Here is a 16,930-nt window from a genome sequence, read left to right on the forward strand (position 1 = left end):
TTAATACTGGATCCGCCGCTCAACAAAGCGGAACTGAATTGCGGTGAGGGCGATAACAATCAGCATCAACACGACCGACTGTGCCGAGGATGAGCCAATGTTCAATCCGAGGAAGCCGTCCGAATAGACCTTGTAGACGAGAATATTCGTCGCCTGAGCGGGTCCACCCTGAGTGGTGGCGTCGATCAGGCCAAAGGTGTCAAACATTGCGTAGTTGATGTTGACGATGAGAAGGAAGAACGTCGTCGGCGCCAGTAGCGGGAAGACAATTGTCCAGAAGCGTTTGAATGGACCTGCGCCGTCAATTGCTGCCGCCTCCACCAGCGAGTGCGGTACGGACTGCAGTCCTGCGACGAAGAAAAGAAAATTATAAGAAATCTGCTTCCAGCTGGCAGCGATAATCACAAGGATCATGGCTTGTGTGCCATCAACGCGATGGTTCCACGAGATGCCGAGGCCACGCAGTATATAGGGTGCTATGCCGATTGTGGGGTTGAACATGAACCACCACAGAATGCCGACCACCACTGGGGCCACCGCATAGGGCCACACCAGCATGGTGGTATAAACGCGGCTGGTTTTGATCGCTCGATTGACCGCGATCGCGAGTAGAAGCGAGATGCCCATCGAAAGCGCGGTGACGCAGACCGCGAACAAGCCCGTCTTCCATAGGGAATTGAGGTAGAGGGGATCACCAAATAGGCGCGTGTAGTTTTCGAACCAAATGAATGTAGTCCGGAAGCCGAAGGGGTCTTCCCGTTCAAACGATGACTTTACCGCTTGGGCCGCAGGCCAAATGAAAAATATGATGGTGATGACCAACTGCGGCAGAAGCAGCCAGTAGGGTAAAATTTTATTCGGGAATATTGTGCGTTTCGCCTGCATGCTCCGCCTCATGTTTTTTCGCGCAAGTGGCGCGAAACTTAAGGTGCCCCATCTCCTCCAAGACGGAGCACCCTTGCGCTGTCAGATTACTGATTGGCAGCTTCGAAGTCGCGCAGGATGACATTGCCGCGTGTGACGGCCGAGTCGAGCGCTTCTTGTGCGGTCTTATTGCCGGCAAGCATTGCCTCAAACTCTTCGTCGACAACGTTACGGACCTGGGTCAGGTTACCGAAACGAATGCCCTTCGAGTTGGCGGACGGAGTGCCTCGCGTAATCTGCTTGATGGCAATGTCCGAGCCGGGGTTGGCTTCGTAATATCCCGCCGCAACGCCCGCTTCATAGGTTGCCATCGTGATTGGCAGATAGCCTGTGTACTGGTGCCATGCGGCCTGAACGTCAGAGCTGTTCAGATAGGAGAAGAATTCCGCAACGCCCTTGTAGGTGTCGTCCGACTTCCCGGTCAGTGCCCAAAGAGTTGCGCCGCCGATGATCGAGTTTTTCGGTTCAGCGATCACATCGTCGTAGTAAGGCAGAGGAGCGAAACCGACCTCGAAGTCCTTGGAGTTATTGATAACGCCGACGCGACCAGCGGAGGAGTTCATGAAGATGGCGCATTCACCGGAATAGAACTTCGGACCGGAGTCTGGGCCACCAGCTGGGCCGCCATATTGGAAGAGGCCTTCATCAGACCACTTTTTCAAATTGCCCCAGTGACGCGCCTGAAGTTCACCATTGAACGTGAACTCGGTGTCAAAACCGCCGAAGCCGTTTTCCTTCGTGCCGAATGGAAGGTCGTGGAGAGCGGAGAGGTTTTCAGTCTGGATCCAGGTGATCCAAGCTGAGCTCAAACCACAGTTAGCAGCGCCTGATTCCTTGATCTGGCGCGCCATGGTTTCGAGTTCTGCCCAGGTTTTGGGTGGAGTGTTTGGGTCAAGGCCAGCTTTTTCAAAGGCGGTCTTGTTGTAGTACATGATTGGGGTTGATGAGTTGAATGGCAGCGAAAGAATGTTGCCATCGGTGTCCGAGTAATAGCCCGTTACTGGCGCGAGGAAGCCCGACGGGTCCCAAGCCTGACCATTCTCGGTCATCACTTCGTATACTGGCTTAACGGCGCCCTTGGCTGCCATCATAGTGCCGGTACCAACTTCAAAAACCTGCACAATTGCGGGCTGTTCATTGGCGCGGAATGCAGCAATCGCGGCAGTCAGCGTTTCGGCATACGTGCCTTTGTAGGTCGGTACGACTTTGTAGTTGCTCTGGCTAGCATTGAAGTTCGTCGCGATTTCTTCGAGCTTCTTGCCAAGCTCTGCGTCCATGGCGTGCCACCACGCGATTTCTGTCTGAGCAAAGGCAGGGCTCGCGGTCAGCATCGCTGCAACGCCAGCAGACAGCAAGGTTACGTTCTTAAACATACTCTCTCCCTTGATATTAGCCGGGGCCTCCTCGCCCCTAGCTTTGGATCAATATGATATTAGGAATTCATATTTTGCAAATCGAAATGTTCATGTGAACATCAGGGTGCCGATGGAGTTAACCAGGAACGGCGAGGTACTGCCGCGTCTGTGGGCCTTGTCAGCAGTTAGAGTGCCGGATTTTACCTGCTTTGGCCCGATGTGGTCTGTGCAACTTGCAAGGTTATGGTTCATGTGAACATGATGGTGAGCGAGCCCATCGCGTTACTAGGGAGAGGGTTTTGTATTTTGTAATCTTGCAGTTGTTGGCTTCTATCGTCCTGCTGCTTTGGGCAGTACGTATGGTCCGCACTGCGGTGGAGCGGGCCTATGCGGCAGAACTCAAACGCGCTCTCTCATTGGCAGAACGTAGCCGCTTCATCGCGGCCGGCATTGGGGCCGGTCTGGCGGTGGCGTTGCAGAGTTCGACGGCGGTAGCAGCACTCGCTTCCAATTTTGCCTCAACGGGACTTATGTCGACCGCGACAGGGCTTGTGTTGATGCTTGGTGCCTATCTAGGTTCCGCGCTCGTCGCGAGCATCCTGTCCTTTGATCTCTCATTCTTCCTTGCTCCTCTAATCATCCTCGGCGGGACATTGTTTCTTCGAGGCACGCAGCGCCGCTCCAAACAATTGGGACGTCTCGTACTTGGCATAGCCTTTGTGCTTCTGTCGCTGCAGATGGTGTCTGAGGCGACAGCGCCATGGCGCGAAAGTGAAGTGTTGGGCTGGGTGATCACCTATTTGAGTGGTGATCTTTGGACCTCATTCATTGTCGCTGCGTTGATTACTTGGGTGTCATATTCCTCTGTCGCCAGCGTTCTCGTCATCATTACGTTTGGGACTGCGGGCCTCATACCGTTCGAGGTCTCGGCTGCGTTTATTCTTGGTGCAAATCTCGGCGGCACCTTCATTGCCTACTCCATTACAAAAGGCGGTGACGTTCGTTCCCGACGCGTGGCTGCTGCTGCTTTGGCCATGCGGGGCGGGATGGCATTGCTCGTGCTCGTCCTGTTCCAGGTTTTCGGTGTGCACAGCCTCGGTTTGCCGGGAGATGTCGGGCAACAGAGCAGCCTTTTGCATATTGCCTTCAACTTTGGGGTTCTGCTGTTTGGATTGCTGCTATCGGGCCCTGTGTCCCGGCTCGCGGAACACTTCATCGGCGAGGTCACTGATGCGACGCACACAGACGTCGCCCGCTTGCGCGCTACGGCTCTTGTCGCTGACCCTGCCGGTAACGTTGATGCGGCACTCGCCAGCGCCACACGAGAACTGCTTCGCATGAGCGAGATGGTTGAAGTGATGTTGCAGCCGATAATGGACATCATCAAAACTGGCGACAGAGCAGCTGTTCGGCGCGTGAAGGAAATTGAGGCTGGCGTGGATCGGGCCAATCGCGCGATCAAACTCTACCTCAGTCGTTTGGACTGGAGCTCCATGGATTCTAGTCAAACGCACCGCGCATCGGATCTATCGTCCTTTGCCATATCTCTAGAGCAGGCCGGCGATATCGTCTCACGCGAGCTGTTGCGCATCGCGGATCAAAAAGTCGATCGTCGACTATCGTTTTCGACCCAAGGTTGGGACGAACTGGTTCAATTGCACGACCGCGTACTTTCCAACATGCAGCTCGCTCTCAATGTTCTTGTCTCTGAGGACACAGAGTCCGCGCGCCGTTTGGTCGTCGAGAAGGATGAAGTTGGCGCCCTTGAGCGCGCCAGCATGGAGAGCCATTTCGCGAGGCTCCGCTCAGGTAACACATCGAGTTTTGATACGAGCGAACTGCACTTGGAGCTGATCCATGCACTGCGCCGGATCAACTCGCTATTCAGCGGGATCGCCTACTCGATTCTCAGTGAGCAAGGTGAGTTGCTCGACACGCGACTGACCCACAAATCGGGTTGAGGGCCGGCGACTGGCTTAGCCCTCAAATCGAACTCGTTCGAAAGCTGGATTGCCGTCGTTCGATACGATGTGCTTGCCCGTGAGCCTTATGCCGTGGACGCTTAAGTGCGTTTCCGTGTCAGCCCGCTGTAAAGCGGAGGAGCGGAATGCGCCGTTATTCCCCAGATCAGCCCAACGACGAGGAAATAGTGACGCCAATGATCTGTGTCGATGATCGCAGACTGCAGGGCCAGTGGGATAAAGACAGCAAAAACAGGAATGAGCAGGCCGCGCCGCTCTCGGTCTCTTAGCCCAATAAGCCCCCGCCAGAATGTGAGGGCAACAAGGAAGTAATAGATGAGGCCGCCGCCCCATCCATAGCCGTGTAGAACCGTCACATAGGTATTATGCGGCTGCTCTGAGATTTCCAGGTAAGTAAACTCGGTAGGGCCGAGGCCCAGCGGGTGGTCGAGGGCAAGATCAAACGCGTATCCTTGTCGTCCAAAGCGGCCACTCTCACCTGTGTCATAATCTTGACTCATCGTTCGCAGTTCAAAGAACTCGCGGACCTCAGGCACTGACAGCAATCCTGCCAACATGACGACGACGAGTATGCTCCCGATGATGGCGATGGTCAGCATTCGGACCTGTATCCGCGCTTTCGCTTCGAGCAGGAAACACAGGACAAAGACGAGGAATGCGGACGCCGCAAAATGCCCCCAAGCCGCACGCGAAAAGCTGACAAACACACCAAGCATGATCAGCAAGACAATCGCGCCGCTCACCAGTTGGCCCTTGCGTTGGAAGAACAACTCGCGCAGTACCATCATGGCCGGTAGGACGAGGAAAGGCCCATAAACATTGGGGTCTTTGAACATCGCCTTAGCGCGATCGTATCGCAGGAACATGTCTGCGTTTGGCATCAATCGTAGGTAGGCGAGGATGCCAATTGCAGCGGAGACAATGGCGATAGCCACATAGGCATTGCGAATGACAGCTAATCGTTTCTCGGGCGCATCGGCGATAAAATTGGCGACAAAAAAGCTCGTCAAGAACAGGTAAATCGTGACGGCATTAAAAATAAGCGCGTCCGTTAATGGAGCGTGACGCACTTGGAACGCGGCAATTGTCGCGAACATCGAAAACGGGATGATCAGTCCCAGCAATGGCAAGGTGGAAGGAAATAGGGGCATGCGGACTGCCACCATCATGCCAAGCGTCAGTAAGAACAAAACTTCGTACAGGGATGGTTCAAAAAAGACCAAGCCACCGGAGAATACCCAGATCCAAACGACCGCAACAAAGACTTTTGATGCCACTGCGCTCATATAGGCGCGGCCACGAATTTGCGCCGAGGTTAGGTTTTCCGCCGAACTTGCGGATAGTACATCGGTCATAGCGTTCTTTACTTAAACAGTGCGCGTTATAGTATTGGCGCTTGCTGAAGAAAATGCTAACCGCGCACGTCGTAATTTGGCGTTCGACATGAAATCGTCTGCGCGAAACCGCGCTGAGAGGAGGCCAAGTTGACAGTCTCACGCCGGAACCTTCTCCGTGGCAGTATTGGCGTCGGGGCCAGTCTAGCACTCGCAAACAATGCCGCCGCTCAACGCTTTGTTGATGCAAATGATTTTGGACTGTCGCCATCAGACGGTGACCAGACCAACTCACTTCAGGCCGCGGTTGACGCCGCCATAACCCTGCAACAACCACTTTTGATCGGCTCAGGGGAATTTGCGACCAATGTAGTCTCCATCGGTGGACCACTCACCGTCCGGGGCTCAGGGCAGACCGTTCTTCGCCTCGACGTCGCAGACACTATCTTGGCGGTACAAGACTGCAGCCATGTCGTGCTTGAAGGGCTGGTCCTCGCAGGCAATCCGCTGTCTCGCGGGGGGCGAGCTTTGCTGGAATTTGTGAGTGCCAGCAATTTCACAGTGCGAGATTGTCGCTTCGTGTCCTCGTCAGGGATGGGGGTCTGGTTACAAGATGCCGAAGGTCGCATCGAGGATTGCGACTTCTCTGACATCGCTGACACCGCTGTGTTTTCGACCGATAGCCGGGGCCTGGACTTGAGCGGCAATGTCATAACGCGGTGCGGGAATGGCGGTATCCGCATCTGGCGTTCGGAGAGTGGCGCTGACCGCTCGCGCATCTTTGGAAACCGTATAAGCACGATCGATTGGAAAGATGGCGGCAACGGGCAGAACGGCAATGGCATCAACGTATTTCGCGCTGATGGCGTGAGCATAACCGACAATCACATCGTCGATTGCACATTTTCTGCCATACGGCTCAACGCCACCAACGACACCCGCGTCATCGGAAATCACTGCGAGAAGAGCGGCGAAGTCGCCATCTACTCCGAGTTTGGTTTCTCTGGCTCCATCATCAGCGACAATGTGATCGACGGCGCAGCGGCCGGGATTTCAATGACGAATTTCGACCACAATGGACGCTTGTCCGTCTGCAAGGGCAATATTGTCCGCAATATTGCGAGCGCCTCACTGACAAATCCCGATGTAGTTCCCTATGGGATCGCAGCAGAGGCCGACGCAGCTATCGTGGGGAATATAGTCGAAGCGGTGCCGGGGACGGGGATCGTTGTTGGTTGGGGCACTTATCTTAGGGATGTGCTGGTCAGCGATAATGTCGTTAGACACTGCGATATTGGCATTTCGGTCAGTGTTGTCGACGGGGCCGGGCCGTCCCGAATTAGCGACAACCTGCTGTCTGGCATTCGCTTACACGCGATTGTCGGCACGCATTGGAGGGATATCACTGTCACCGACCTCATCGGTGACGCTGGGAGCCATCCCAAGATCGCGATTGATGGAAACAGCGTGCACTAAGCGGTATGATTGATCTCGTACGCTGGATGCCCCGCGCATATCTCGGGTCCGCAATCGGTAGGGCACTAGGCTGTCGCCAAAAACCTATATTTCCTAGGGCTTATTGCGAAATCAGCAACTTATGGAGAGATTGGCTGGGGAACCTGGATTCGCAGCAAAACTAAATGTTGCCCGAAAGACGCCGAAAACCGGGGTTTTGGGGCGGCCAACAGGGGCAGTGGACCACGCTGGTGGCCAATGGTCAAGCTGACCACCAAGGGGGGAACGGCTGAGCTCATCTGAGAATAGTGCCGCATCCAGTTCGTTATGCATCCAAGCGCCCAGGACACGCAACACCAACTCGGCAGCAATCTAAGACATGGGGCGTTGATCAACCGTCCTGACCTTTCCTGTTTTGCAGAGGGCCTGACGAACAACACGTTTAAGGCAGCTGCATGGGTGGGTCGAGGCATGAGGCGCGAATGGAGCACCCGTACTCGCTATTCCTAAGTCGGGTCAAAATTCATGGCTGTCGTTGCATCCCTACATTGTTCAGGACAGCGAAAGTGCTCCTTTGAATGAATACAATTGGGGCAAATAATTTAAGCTTCGGGCGATCTTGGCGCCATAGGGTGAAATGGGGCTACGGAGATCAAGATGAAATACAGACAAATCCGCTCCCACCTCCAGGACGCCAAGTGCCTTTTGGATGACAGTGACGAGGTCGATCGACACCTTGCCCTTGTCTTGGATCATATCGCCGAAACGGTGCTGCGCATTGAGCACCTGTCCAACGAGTCCGGCAACGTATTCAGTTTCTCGGCGCGCGTTCGGAATCACCCGTCAAAAGTGAGGCTCAATATGAGATCTCAAAATACGGGTGACTCCAAAAAGTGACCGTGCCGCGGCGAGTAATTAAGGAATTTCGAGGTTACATTTCGTCGAACTCAAGTTCCCTTGGCAGCGATTACTCATGAGTGTCAGTCAGCTTTTTGAAACGCTCACCCTAGCAGTGCCGGGTCTAGTTTGGGTTTCCGATGCTCAGGGCCACGTGGAGTTCAACAACGCGCAGTGGTCTGAGTTCACCGGCTTACCGCAAGAGAAAGGCCTGGGCTTGGGTTGGCTCGACAGCATTCACCCGGCTGACGCTGCCGCCTTTCGGGCGCAGCTGCCCATGCATCCGGATGCCTTCGAGAATGTTCAAGCGGAAATGCGCGTTCGACGGTACGACGGCGTGTATCACCGTCACCTCTTGAACGTTCGTCATGTCGGCGATGGAAAGTGGGTGGGCTGCGCAATCGATGCGCATGAATGGCTGACCGCGGAATTAAGGGATGCGACCCAAGGCAGTATCCTCGAAATGGTCATTGGGGGTGTCGCGCTTCCGCACCTGCTTGCAGAGCTATGCAAAGCTGCTGAACGTCAGGTACCGGGTGCCACCTGCAGTATCCTGCTGGTTGACGCAGTCGGTGGACGCTTTACCGCAGGTTTTGCACCCAACTTGCCAGACGGATTGATGGCTGCGGTCCCGAATATCAAAATTGCGACAGGTGTGGGTTCCTGTGGCACCGCGGCCTTTGAAAAACGCGACGTGATTAGCACAGATATTGGCAGCGATCCGCTCTGGGACAGCTGGCGGCAGTTGGTCTTGCCTTTGGGTTTTCAAGCTTGTTGGTCTAAGCCGGTTTTCGCTGCCAATGGCGATGTCATTGCTTCTTTTGGGTTCTATTTTCGCGATAAGCGAGGCCCCAGCCCTGCAGAGCTTCAAGAGTTAACACGTCTTCGCGGACTGGCCTCTCTGGCAATCGAGCGCGCACGCATGTTTGAAGCTTTGCGAGAAAGCGAAGAACACTATCGCTATACCGTCGAGCAGAACCCGCAGATACCGTGGACCGCTGACCCGCGGGGACAAATCCTTAGCGTGTCATCACGTTGGGCAGAGATGACGGGCATTTCTCAGACTGATGCTTTAGGAAACGGATGGCTTCAGGCGCTCCACCCCGACGATGTCGCGCCAACTGTAGAGAGGTGGGCGGAAGTACAAGCGAGTGGCGAACCCGTGGACTTCACCTATCGAATCCGCCTCAGCACAGGCCAATATCGTTGGGCACGGGCTAGAGCAACCGCACGCCGAGATGGTCCTGGCGCGATCTTTAAGTGGTACGGCACCGTCGAGGATATCCATGAACACCATCTGGCCGCGGAGAAGCTCAGACGTCAGGTCTATGAGGATGAACTGTCGGGTCTGCCCAACCGGCGTCATTTTGTGGAGGAACTGATACGCCGCCTTGCCTCGACATACGATCCCATTGGCTTGATGGTCCTGGACATGGACGACTTCAAACTCGTCAATGATCGGTATGGGCACCTCACTGGCGATGCTGTACTGCGCTTGTTCGCGCGGTATCTTCAGCGCATCGTGGAGCCTAATGAGTTTGGGGCAAGGTTGAGTGGCGATGAGTTTGCCATCATCTGCCGTAATATCTCTGATGATGTCTGTCTGGTCGAGCGCGCGCAGTCCATCGAAGCCAAGCTCGAGGCATCCCTCAAGCGCAACAAGAAGACTCGGTCATTGCGGCCGAGCATAGGCTGCGCGCTAGGCCAGCATGGGGAGCACCCCGATGAAGTCTTCAAGCGCGCCGATCTCGCTCTTTACGCAGCCAAATCCGCGGGAAAAGGCAGTGTTCAGGTGTTCACCCCTGGTATCCGAAACGCGGCATCGAAACGCAGTAGAGCTTTGGAGCTCGCCAGAACCGCTTTGCGGGAAAACTGGATTGAATCCTACTATCAGCCGATACTTAGCCTCAACTATCATGGCCTGCGGGGCTTTGAGGCGCTGCTGCGCATCAATCACCCTGAAGAAGGCCTTCTATCCCCAAGCGTTATTGACGATGCCTTCGATGACCCCCGTTTGGCAGACAGCATAGGTCTCCGAATGGCTCAAATGGTCATTGAAAACTTAGGGCTCTGTGCTGCCGAAGGCCTTGCCTTCGGGCAAGTTTCTATAAATTTGGCGACAGAGAACATCGTCAATGCAGCGTTCGTGACCAGTGTTCTCGGCATGCTTGATCAAAAAGGCTTGCCCCACAGCGCTATCAAGCTTGAAATCACCGAGCGCGTTCTGATGGCTGAGGTTGGTGAATCAGTTGTCGAAAATCTCGCACGACTGCGGGAAAGCGGCGTGGGCATCTCCTTGGACGACTTCGGCACCGGGTATGCCTCTCTGATTCACCTCCAGTCTCTACCAGTGGATGAAATAAAGATCGACCGGTCGTTTGTGTACGGGCTTGGAACAAACAATAACAAAGGCGAAATTGTCAGGGCAATGCTTGGGCTGGCTAAGGCGCTCAATCTCACCACAGTTGCCGAAGGCATCGAGGCGGATGCGGAAGCACGCGTGCTGAGGGAGTGGGGCTGCGACTACGGGCAGGGCTATTTGTTCGGGAAGCCGATGAGCTTTGAAGCGGCCAGTGAGTACGCGCTAAAAAGAGCAACTAATATAGTTGTCGATAACTCCTATCGTAGATCGGGGCGCTGAAAGCTGCACGGAAAGTTGAGGGACGCTATGGTCGTTTTGGGGGAGTATAAGTGGTGGAGGCAATGACAAAAGTAGGAGCCACTGCGGAGGATGCTGGAACTTTTTTGTTCGGCCGAAGCTATAAAATGTTACGCAAGATCGTCGATCGCGCTGCCATAGGTATGGCCGTGACGGGTATGGACGGGGTCGTGGTCTATACTAACAGCGCATTCGAGCGCGAGTTCGCGCCCGACCGATCAACTTCAGCCTCCATACTTCATGGGTTCTTCGATCCTCGGGATCTAGACGTAATTTCGGCGCTCTCGAACGTCTTCGAGGGTCGGAATGAAGGTTACGACGGCGAACACCTGTGCCGGGGGCACGGTGGTAAGATGATTTGGGCACTGATAGCGGTGTCAGTGCTAAAATCTGACACCACGGGCGAGCCTATCTATGTAATAGTCCAGGTCGGCAGCATTGACCGTCGCAAGCAAGTGGAAAGTGCGCTTGCCGAAAGCGAGAGTCGCTGGCATTTCGCTCTTGAAGCTGCCAGGCAGGGGGTCTGGGATCACAACGCCCGAACCGGACGCATGTTCTACTCACCGATGTGGCGCACCATGCGCGGTATCCCACACGATGAGGCAGTCGATGATGATCAGGAAGCTTGGCTGGAGCGCGTTCATCCCGACGATCGTGACCGCATTAGGCCGAACGTTTCCCGTCAAAACAAGGGGGAGCAGGGGTACGACATTCTGGAATATCGTGAGCGTCATCGTGACGGGCACTACATTTGGATTCTCAGTCGCGGCAAACCGGTCGAGTGGGACGAAGACGGCAAAGTCTTGCGCACGGTCGGAACCGATACTGACATTACCCATCTCAAGAAGATCGAAGCTCGCCTGGCGCACGCTGCGTCTCATGACAGTTTGACCCAGCTCGTCAACAGACCAGCGTTCCAGACTTCCGTCGAGACGGCCCTCGCCGGTCTCGCGAGTAGCTATTTGGTCTTTCTTGATCTCGACCACTTCAAGCCGATCAACGATGCACTAGGTCACGCGGCAGGGGATAACGTGTTGGTCGAAGTTGGTCGTGTTCTGCGTCATTACATCCTGCCGACCGACGCGGCTGCCCGTATTGGTGGCGATGAATTCGCGGTTCTTCTCAACCACACTGATAAGACTAAGGTCTATGAGATCGCTAAGACCGTTTCCGACGCGATCCGCTCCATCACAGTCGGTCAGGTACCGGCCGGTGATTTGCCAACATTTGGTGTCAGCGTCGGTATCGTCGGCCTTTCGTCCGAAATGGATTTCGGCACCGCCCTAGCCCGCGCTGATGCCGCGTGTTATGCGGCCAAGAGAGCCGGACGCGGTCGCATTGTCATGCTAGATTGAATAGTAATAAATCTACCATATGCTGCGGTGGCTTTCAGTGACCTAACCTTGTCTGTGACCGGCCACTGCCAGCGCGCCGTCAAGAGGAATCAACCGCTTGCCGCAAACACTGCACGACCGGCTCGACGCAGCCCTGCTGATCATCGCCCTTACTGGGTTGGCCAGCGGATTGGCACTGATGCTGGCGGGGCAGGCTCAACTGGCCGCTCTGGCGTGGTCTGCCGGCGTACTCCCTATCCTCGCCGCACTACTGGCGGAAATTGTGCGGAGCCTTGCGAAGGGCGAGGTCGGTCTGGACATCGTGGCCGCTCTATCGATGTCCGCTGCCTTGCTCTTCGGCGAAACACTGGCAGCCGCCGTTGTTGCCTTGATGTATTCCGGCGGGACTTTCCTTGAGAGTTTCGCCGAAGGCCGCGCCCGCAGGGAGATGACCGATCTGCTCTCGCGGGTCCCGCGCACAGCGACCCGGCATCGTGCTGGCGCGCTCGAAGAGGTAGTGCTGGACGACATAACGACCAACGATCTGCTGCTGATCCGGCAGGGAGACGTGGCGCCGGTCGATGGAATAGTCGAGAGCCAGAGGGCCTTACTGGACCAGTCGGCACTGACGGGTGAATCCATGCCAGTGCGCCTGGGCGACGGTGGGGAGGTCATGAGCGGCTCAACGAACATTGGCGAAGCCTTTGACCTGCGCGTCACGCGGCGCGCTTCGGAAAGCACTTATGCAGGTATTATCCGGCTGGTCGAGGCAGCACAAACCTCAAAAGCGCCGATGGCGCGACTGGCGGACCGTTACTCGTTGCTTTTCCTCGCTGTCACGGTCGTCATTGCCACGGCTGCATGGTGGTCGAGCGGCGATCCGATCCGCGCTGTGGCCGTTCTGGTGGTGGCAACCCCCTGTCCGCTTATCCTGGCCGTCCCGGTGGCCTTGGCCGCGGGCATGTCTCGCGCCGCACATTATGGCGTGCTGATCAAGGGGGCAAAACCGCTCGAAGCCCTGGCTCTCATAAAGGTCCTGGTACTGGACAAGACGGGCACGCTGACCGACGGGCGTCCCCAGATCGTCTCCATTGAGCCGCTACAGGCGATGTCGGACGATGAGGTGCTCTGTCTGGCCGCCTCGCTCGAACAGGCTTCCAAGCATCCGATGGCGCGGGCGATTGTCAGCGCCGCCCGCGCACGCGGCGCTGCCCTGCAAGTTCCCCAGCAGGTCATGGAGGTCCCTGGTGAAGGTTGGGTCGGGATGGTTGGCTCCCGCCAGGTGATCGCGGGCAGCGCAGTATTTGTCGCATCGCATATCGGAACCCTCCCACCCAAGAGCCAGATCATTCAGACGGGTTCGGCGCTCGTGGCGGTGGCCATCGACGGCCAGCTAGCCGGGCATATCGTCATGGCCGATGCTTTGCGGGCTGGAACACCGGACCTGTTGGCGGGCTTGCGGAACGTGGGGATTGCTCGCCTTGTGCTGGCAACCGGCGATCGGCAGGCAGTGGCGGAAGCTGTTACCCAGGACCTGGCGCTCGATGCCATTCATTCCGATCTGACGCCTCAGCAGAAGGTGGCGCTTGTGTTGCTTGAGCGAGAGCGGGGCCCGGTCATGATGGTGGGCGACGGGGTCAATGACGCGCCGGCGCTCGCTGCCGCCGATGTGGGAGTGGCCATGGGTGCGCGTGGGGCCGCTGCATCAGCTGAAGCGGCCGATGTCGTGCTGTTGGTCGATCATCTTGATCGCCTATTGCCAGGCGTTGAAATCGCCCAAGGCGCGCGCCGGATTGCGCTGGAGAGCGTCGTGGCCGGCATTGGCCTGTCGGTGCTGGGGATGATTGCCGCCGCCTTTGGCTATCTGACGCCGGTGCAGGGGGCGCTGCTGCAGGAAGCGATCGACGTGGCGGTCATTTTGAATGCGTTGCGGGCGCTGCGTATCACGCCCCGGCCATCCGCCTTGTCAATAGGAGAACCCAGAACATGAGATTGTTGTTGCGCGCCATGCTGCCCATGCTGGTGGCCATGGACAGTTTCGCCGTCGCGGGCCCGGGCGCCGCCCAGCCATATGATCCCGTGGGAATGGGACAGGAGCTGGTGGGCATGTACTGCGCGGACTGCCATGCCATCGCGGCCACCGGCCAGAGCCCGTTCCCGCCCGCGCCGCCGTTTCGGGAGCTGCAGCTGCGCTATGATGTGGAATTGCTGAGCGAGGCGCTGGTCGAAGGCCTGACGGCCCATCCGGACATGCCTGAATTCGAATTCGAACCCGAGCAGGCCGCCGCAATCATCGCTTATATCAAGTCGTTCGAACCCTAAGGGGCAGTCTCCCCTTGTTTTCAGACCAGTAGCATGCAGCATGCCGTACCAGTTTTTTGCCAAGGAGAAGCGGATGTACACCCATATACTGATCGCCACCGATGGTTCTGAACTGGCCGCGAAGGGCCTTGAACAGGGCCTGGCCTTGGCCAAGCCGCTCAATGCCAAAGTCACGGTGCTGTCCGTTTCAGAACCGCTGCGCCAGGAAATGGCGAGTGCAGCGCGAATGGGCGGCATCGATGATCCCGTCACCCGCTATGACCAGCAGATTGAAGCGATCATGAAGGATCGGTTTGCCTCCATCGCGCAGCGCGGCTCCGACTATGGCATTGTAGCCGGGCTCGTCCATGAGATCGACATCTCTCCTGCCGAGGCCATTGTCAGATATGCCAAGCTCAATGGGTGTGACCTGATCGTGATGTCCTCGCATGGCCGTCGTGGCGTGCAAAAGGTGCTGCTCGACAGCCAGACATCGGAAGTGCTGGCCCATACCACCATCCCGGTTCTGGTCGTTCGCTAGGCCAGCACCACCCCTAACACTTCGCCGCTGCAGCGATGGCCAGCCTCGCTCCCAAGGAGCAACAGGAGACCCTTTTCGATGAGCAAACCGTCTGTGCCCCGGCAGATCACGCTGGCGACCGACCTGAGTGCGCGCAGCGATCGCGCCTATGATCGTGCAATGGCGCTTGCCCGGGACTGGCAGGCGCAGATCCAGATTGTTCATGCTGTCGAGGCATTTCAGTATGCCTATTGGAGCCAAGGACCCTCCTGGCGCCGCTATGATCCGGTGGCGGTAGCCCAGCGTAAACTGGCACGTGAATACCCCGATTGGCCTGCGGCCGGCGCGTCGCTGATCGTCAAGAATGGCGATGCTTATGACCTGGTGACTTCGGCGGCGCTGGACAGTGGGTCCGAACTGCTGGTCACCGGCATAGCCCATGATGAGACCTACGGCGCCGACAAGTTGGGTCGGATGGTGGTGGAACTGGTGAAAAATGGTCCGGCGCCAGTTCTCGTTGTGAAGGGGAGAGCGCACCGGCCGTATCAGCGAATCGTTCTGGCGAGCGATCTATCCGAAGTGTCGCGGCGGGCGATCGGTCTGGCCGTCGCTGCTTTTCCTGAAGCTCAGTTCACCTTGTTCCATGCGTTTGACTTTCCTTACAAAAATCAGATCGACGACATGGCCAGCGTTGAGAGGGAGTTGCGGGCGCGCGAAATGGATCGGGCTCGAGAATGGCTGCGGGAGAGTATCGGTTCCAAGGCCGACTCCGTTGGTATCGTTGCTGAGTTGGGCAAGATCGCTTCCAACCTAGCGAAATATGTAGCAGACAAGGAAGCTGACCTTGTTGTTGTGGGATCATCGGGGCGTTCTGGCCTCGCCGCAGTCTTGGTTGGCAGCGTCGCTATCGAGATTCTGGAGCAGCTCGATTGCGACGTGCTGGCTGTGCGACAACAGTGAGCCAACGGGGGACCATCAGCGCACTCGCACACCGTGCCTCGCGACGAGGAAGAGCTGACTTCGAGACTGCTGCCCCAATTCCTTAGCGAACCATTCCCGTGAGCTCTCGCTGCAGCGCGGCGGACAGATCCTCTGCGGAATCATAGAGCAGCTCGAGCGCATAATGGGGGTTGTGGACGTGGATCGCTGCATCCGCCCCCACGAATTTCCAGTTATAGGCTGCCTTGAGCAGACGGGGCGTCCAGCTGGCATAGGCGACGGGCGCTTCATCGCGCTGGTCCGCCAGGCCGTCGCCATTGTGGTCGGCGAAGAAATACGGATGACGCGCAGCGTCAAAGACGATGGGCGTGCCGACAACCTCGCGGGCATAGTCGGCTATCAGTGCAAACAGGCGCTTGCGATTGGCGGCAATGTCCACGGCGATACCCTGTTCGAGGTTGCCGCTGCCATCATGGCTTTGCCGCGAGATACGAATATCCTGAGAGGCGCCGGTCTCGTGGCAGGTCTGGCAGGTTTCCTGGCTGACCGTCAGGTTGTGCGGCTCGTGGCAGGATATGCAGGTCGAGACCGGCCTCGCATGCACGAAGCGCGGCTCGTAGGCCTTTCCCGGATAGTGATAGCCCAGCGCCCCCGTACCGCCCAGCAGGCTGGCTGCGGCCGTGGCATAGTGGGGATTGATGAAGCGCAACTCGGCATCCACGACGTCTTCGGGACGCTCGGCCACGGCCTTTTCAACGGTGACGCTGGCGGCGCGCCCCGAGTGGCAGGTCATGCAGGCCGCCTCGAACCCGGTAACCGGGTGCTGCTGGCCGGAGGGCAAGGTGACGTGGGTGACGGTTTGCAGTCCGGGGCTGTGGCAGGTATCGCAGTCGACGACGCCTCCGACCGGAATTGGCGATTGTGGCAGGCCCGGCTCGCTGCCGTCCAAGCCATGGAGCGAGCGGAATCCCGCGCCGGAATGGCAGGTGGAGCAGACAGGCGGAATCTCGCCCTCGTCATTCCAGTGCGCAAAAGATTCCGAGTGGGCATCGGCATGGCCCGAGCGCGCCCATTGCATGATTTCCTCGATATCGGGCGTGCGCGTCGGGCTCTGCGCGGAGGTGGCGACAACCGCGAAGATCAGTGGAATGGTGCCTGCCAGCAGGAAGTGTCGCATGCGCATCTGCCTTGCCCCCTCGCTTAACCCGTGAAAGACTGCGTTGGCAGACT

Annotated in this window: 12 protein-coding genes; 8 read left to right on the plus strand and 4 right to left on the minus strand. The window is 57.2% G+C overall.

The annotated features are described in order from the left end of the window. Complete coding sequence (gene ugpA / locus H4N61_RS04535; protein WP_169194786.1) at positions 1 to 885, minus strand: sn-glycerol-3-phosphate ABC transporter permease UgpA; 885 nt, start codon at positions 883 to 885, stop codon at positions 1 to 3. 86 nt (positions 886 to 971) lie between these two features. Continuing rightward, positions 972 to 2,297, minus strand: coding sequence for a sn-glycerol-3-phosphate ABC transporter substrate-binding protein UgpB (gene ugpB / locus H4N61_RS04540; protein WP_169194787.1), 1,326 nt, complete (start codon positions 2,295 to 2,297; stop codon positions 972 to 974). A gap of 281 nt (positions 2,298 to 2,578) precedes the next feature. Between ugpB and H4N61_RS04545 the strand changes: the two genes are divergently transcribed. Beyond that, on the plus strand, positions 2,579 to 4,240 hold the full coding sequence (locus H4N61_RS04545; RefSeq protein ID WP_169194788.1) for a Na/Pi cotransporter family protein: 1,662 nt from the start codon (positions 2,579 to 2,581) through the stop codon (positions 4,238 to 4,240). A gap of 101 nt (positions 4,241 to 4,341) precedes the next feature. On the opposite strand, the gene H4N61_RS04550 is transcribed toward H4N61_RS04545, so the two are convergent. Further along, entirely contained in the window at positions 4,342 to 5,616 is a 1,275-nt protein-coding gene (locus H4N61_RS04550; RefSeq protein WP_182395150.1) for an O-antigen ligase family protein, read from the minus strand. Between the two features lie 129 nt (positions 5,617 to 5,745). On the opposite strand from H4N61_RS04550, the gene H4N61_RS04555 reads away from it, so the two are divergent. From H4N61_RS04555 to H4N61_RS04585, 7 genes are all read left to right on the plus strand, one after another. After that, positions 5,746 to 7,071 carry a TIGR03808 family TAT-translocated repetitive protein gene (locus H4N61_RS04555; RefSeq protein ID WP_182395151.1) on the plus strand — a complete coding sequence of 442 codons (1,326 nt, stop codon included), beginning with the start codon at positions 5,746 to 5,748 and terminating at the stop codon, positions 7,069 to 7,071. 952 nt (positions 7,072 to 8,023) lie between these two features. Next, the gene (locus tag H4N61_RS04560) at positions 8,024 to 10,588 is read left to right on the plus strand and encodes an EAL domain-containing protein (RefSeq protein WP_182395152.1); all 2,565 of its coding nucleotides are present in this window, start codon (positions 8,024 to 8,026) and stop codon (positions 10,586 to 10,588) included. Between the two features lie 125 nt (positions 10,589 to 10,713). After that, complete coding sequence (locus H4N61_RS04565; RefSeq protein ID WP_182395155.1) at positions 10,714 to 11,961, plus strand: diguanylate cyclase; 1,248 nt, start codon at positions 10,714 to 10,716, stop codon at positions 11,959 to 11,961. A 97-nt stretch (positions 11,962 to 12,058) separates the two neighbouring features. Continuing rightward, positions 12,059 to 13,930 carry a heavy metal translocating P-type ATPase gene (locus H4N61_RS04570; protein WP_248306563.1) on the plus strand — a complete coding sequence of 624 codons (1,872 nt, stop codon included), beginning with the start codon at positions 12,059 to 12,061 and terminating at the stop codon, positions 13,928 to 13,930. Continuing rightward, entirely contained in the window at positions 13,927 to 14,262 is a 336-nt protein-coding gene (locus H4N61_RS04575) for a cytochrome c (protein WP_182395157.1), read from the plus strand. Before H4N61_RS04570 ends, H4N61_RS04575 begins: the two co-directional genes overlap by 4 nt. A gap of 73 nt (positions 14,263 to 14,335) precedes the next feature. Next, a complete protein-coding gene (locus H4N61_RS04580) occupies positions 14,336 to 14,782 on the plus strand; it encodes a universal stress protein (protein ID WP_169194794.1) in 447 nt (148 codons plus the stop codon). Positions 14,783 to 14,860: 78 nt separating this feature from the next. Then, positions 14,861 to 15,721 carry a universal stress protein gene (locus H4N61_RS04585; RefSeq protein ID WP_182395159.1) on the plus strand — a complete coding sequence of 287 codons (861 nt, stop codon included), beginning with the start codon at positions 14,861 to 14,863 and terminating at the stop codon, positions 15,719 to 15,721. Positions 15,722 to 15,803: 82 nt separating this feature from the next. Here the strand turns inward: H4N61_RS04585 and H4N61_RS04590 are convergent, their stop codons facing one another. Further along, positions 15,804 to 16,883, minus strand: coding sequence for a cytochrome C (locus H4N61_RS04590; RefSeq protein WP_199368526.1), 1,080 nt, complete (start codon positions 16,881 to 16,883; stop codon positions 15,804 to 15,806). Positions 16,884 to 16,930: the final 47 nt, after the last annotated feature.

Origin of the sequence: Devosia sp. MC521, from assembly GCF_014127105.1 — a bacterium.
Taxonomy (GTDB): Bacteria; Pseudomonadota; Alphaproteobacteria; order Rhizobiales; family Devosiaceae; genus Devosia.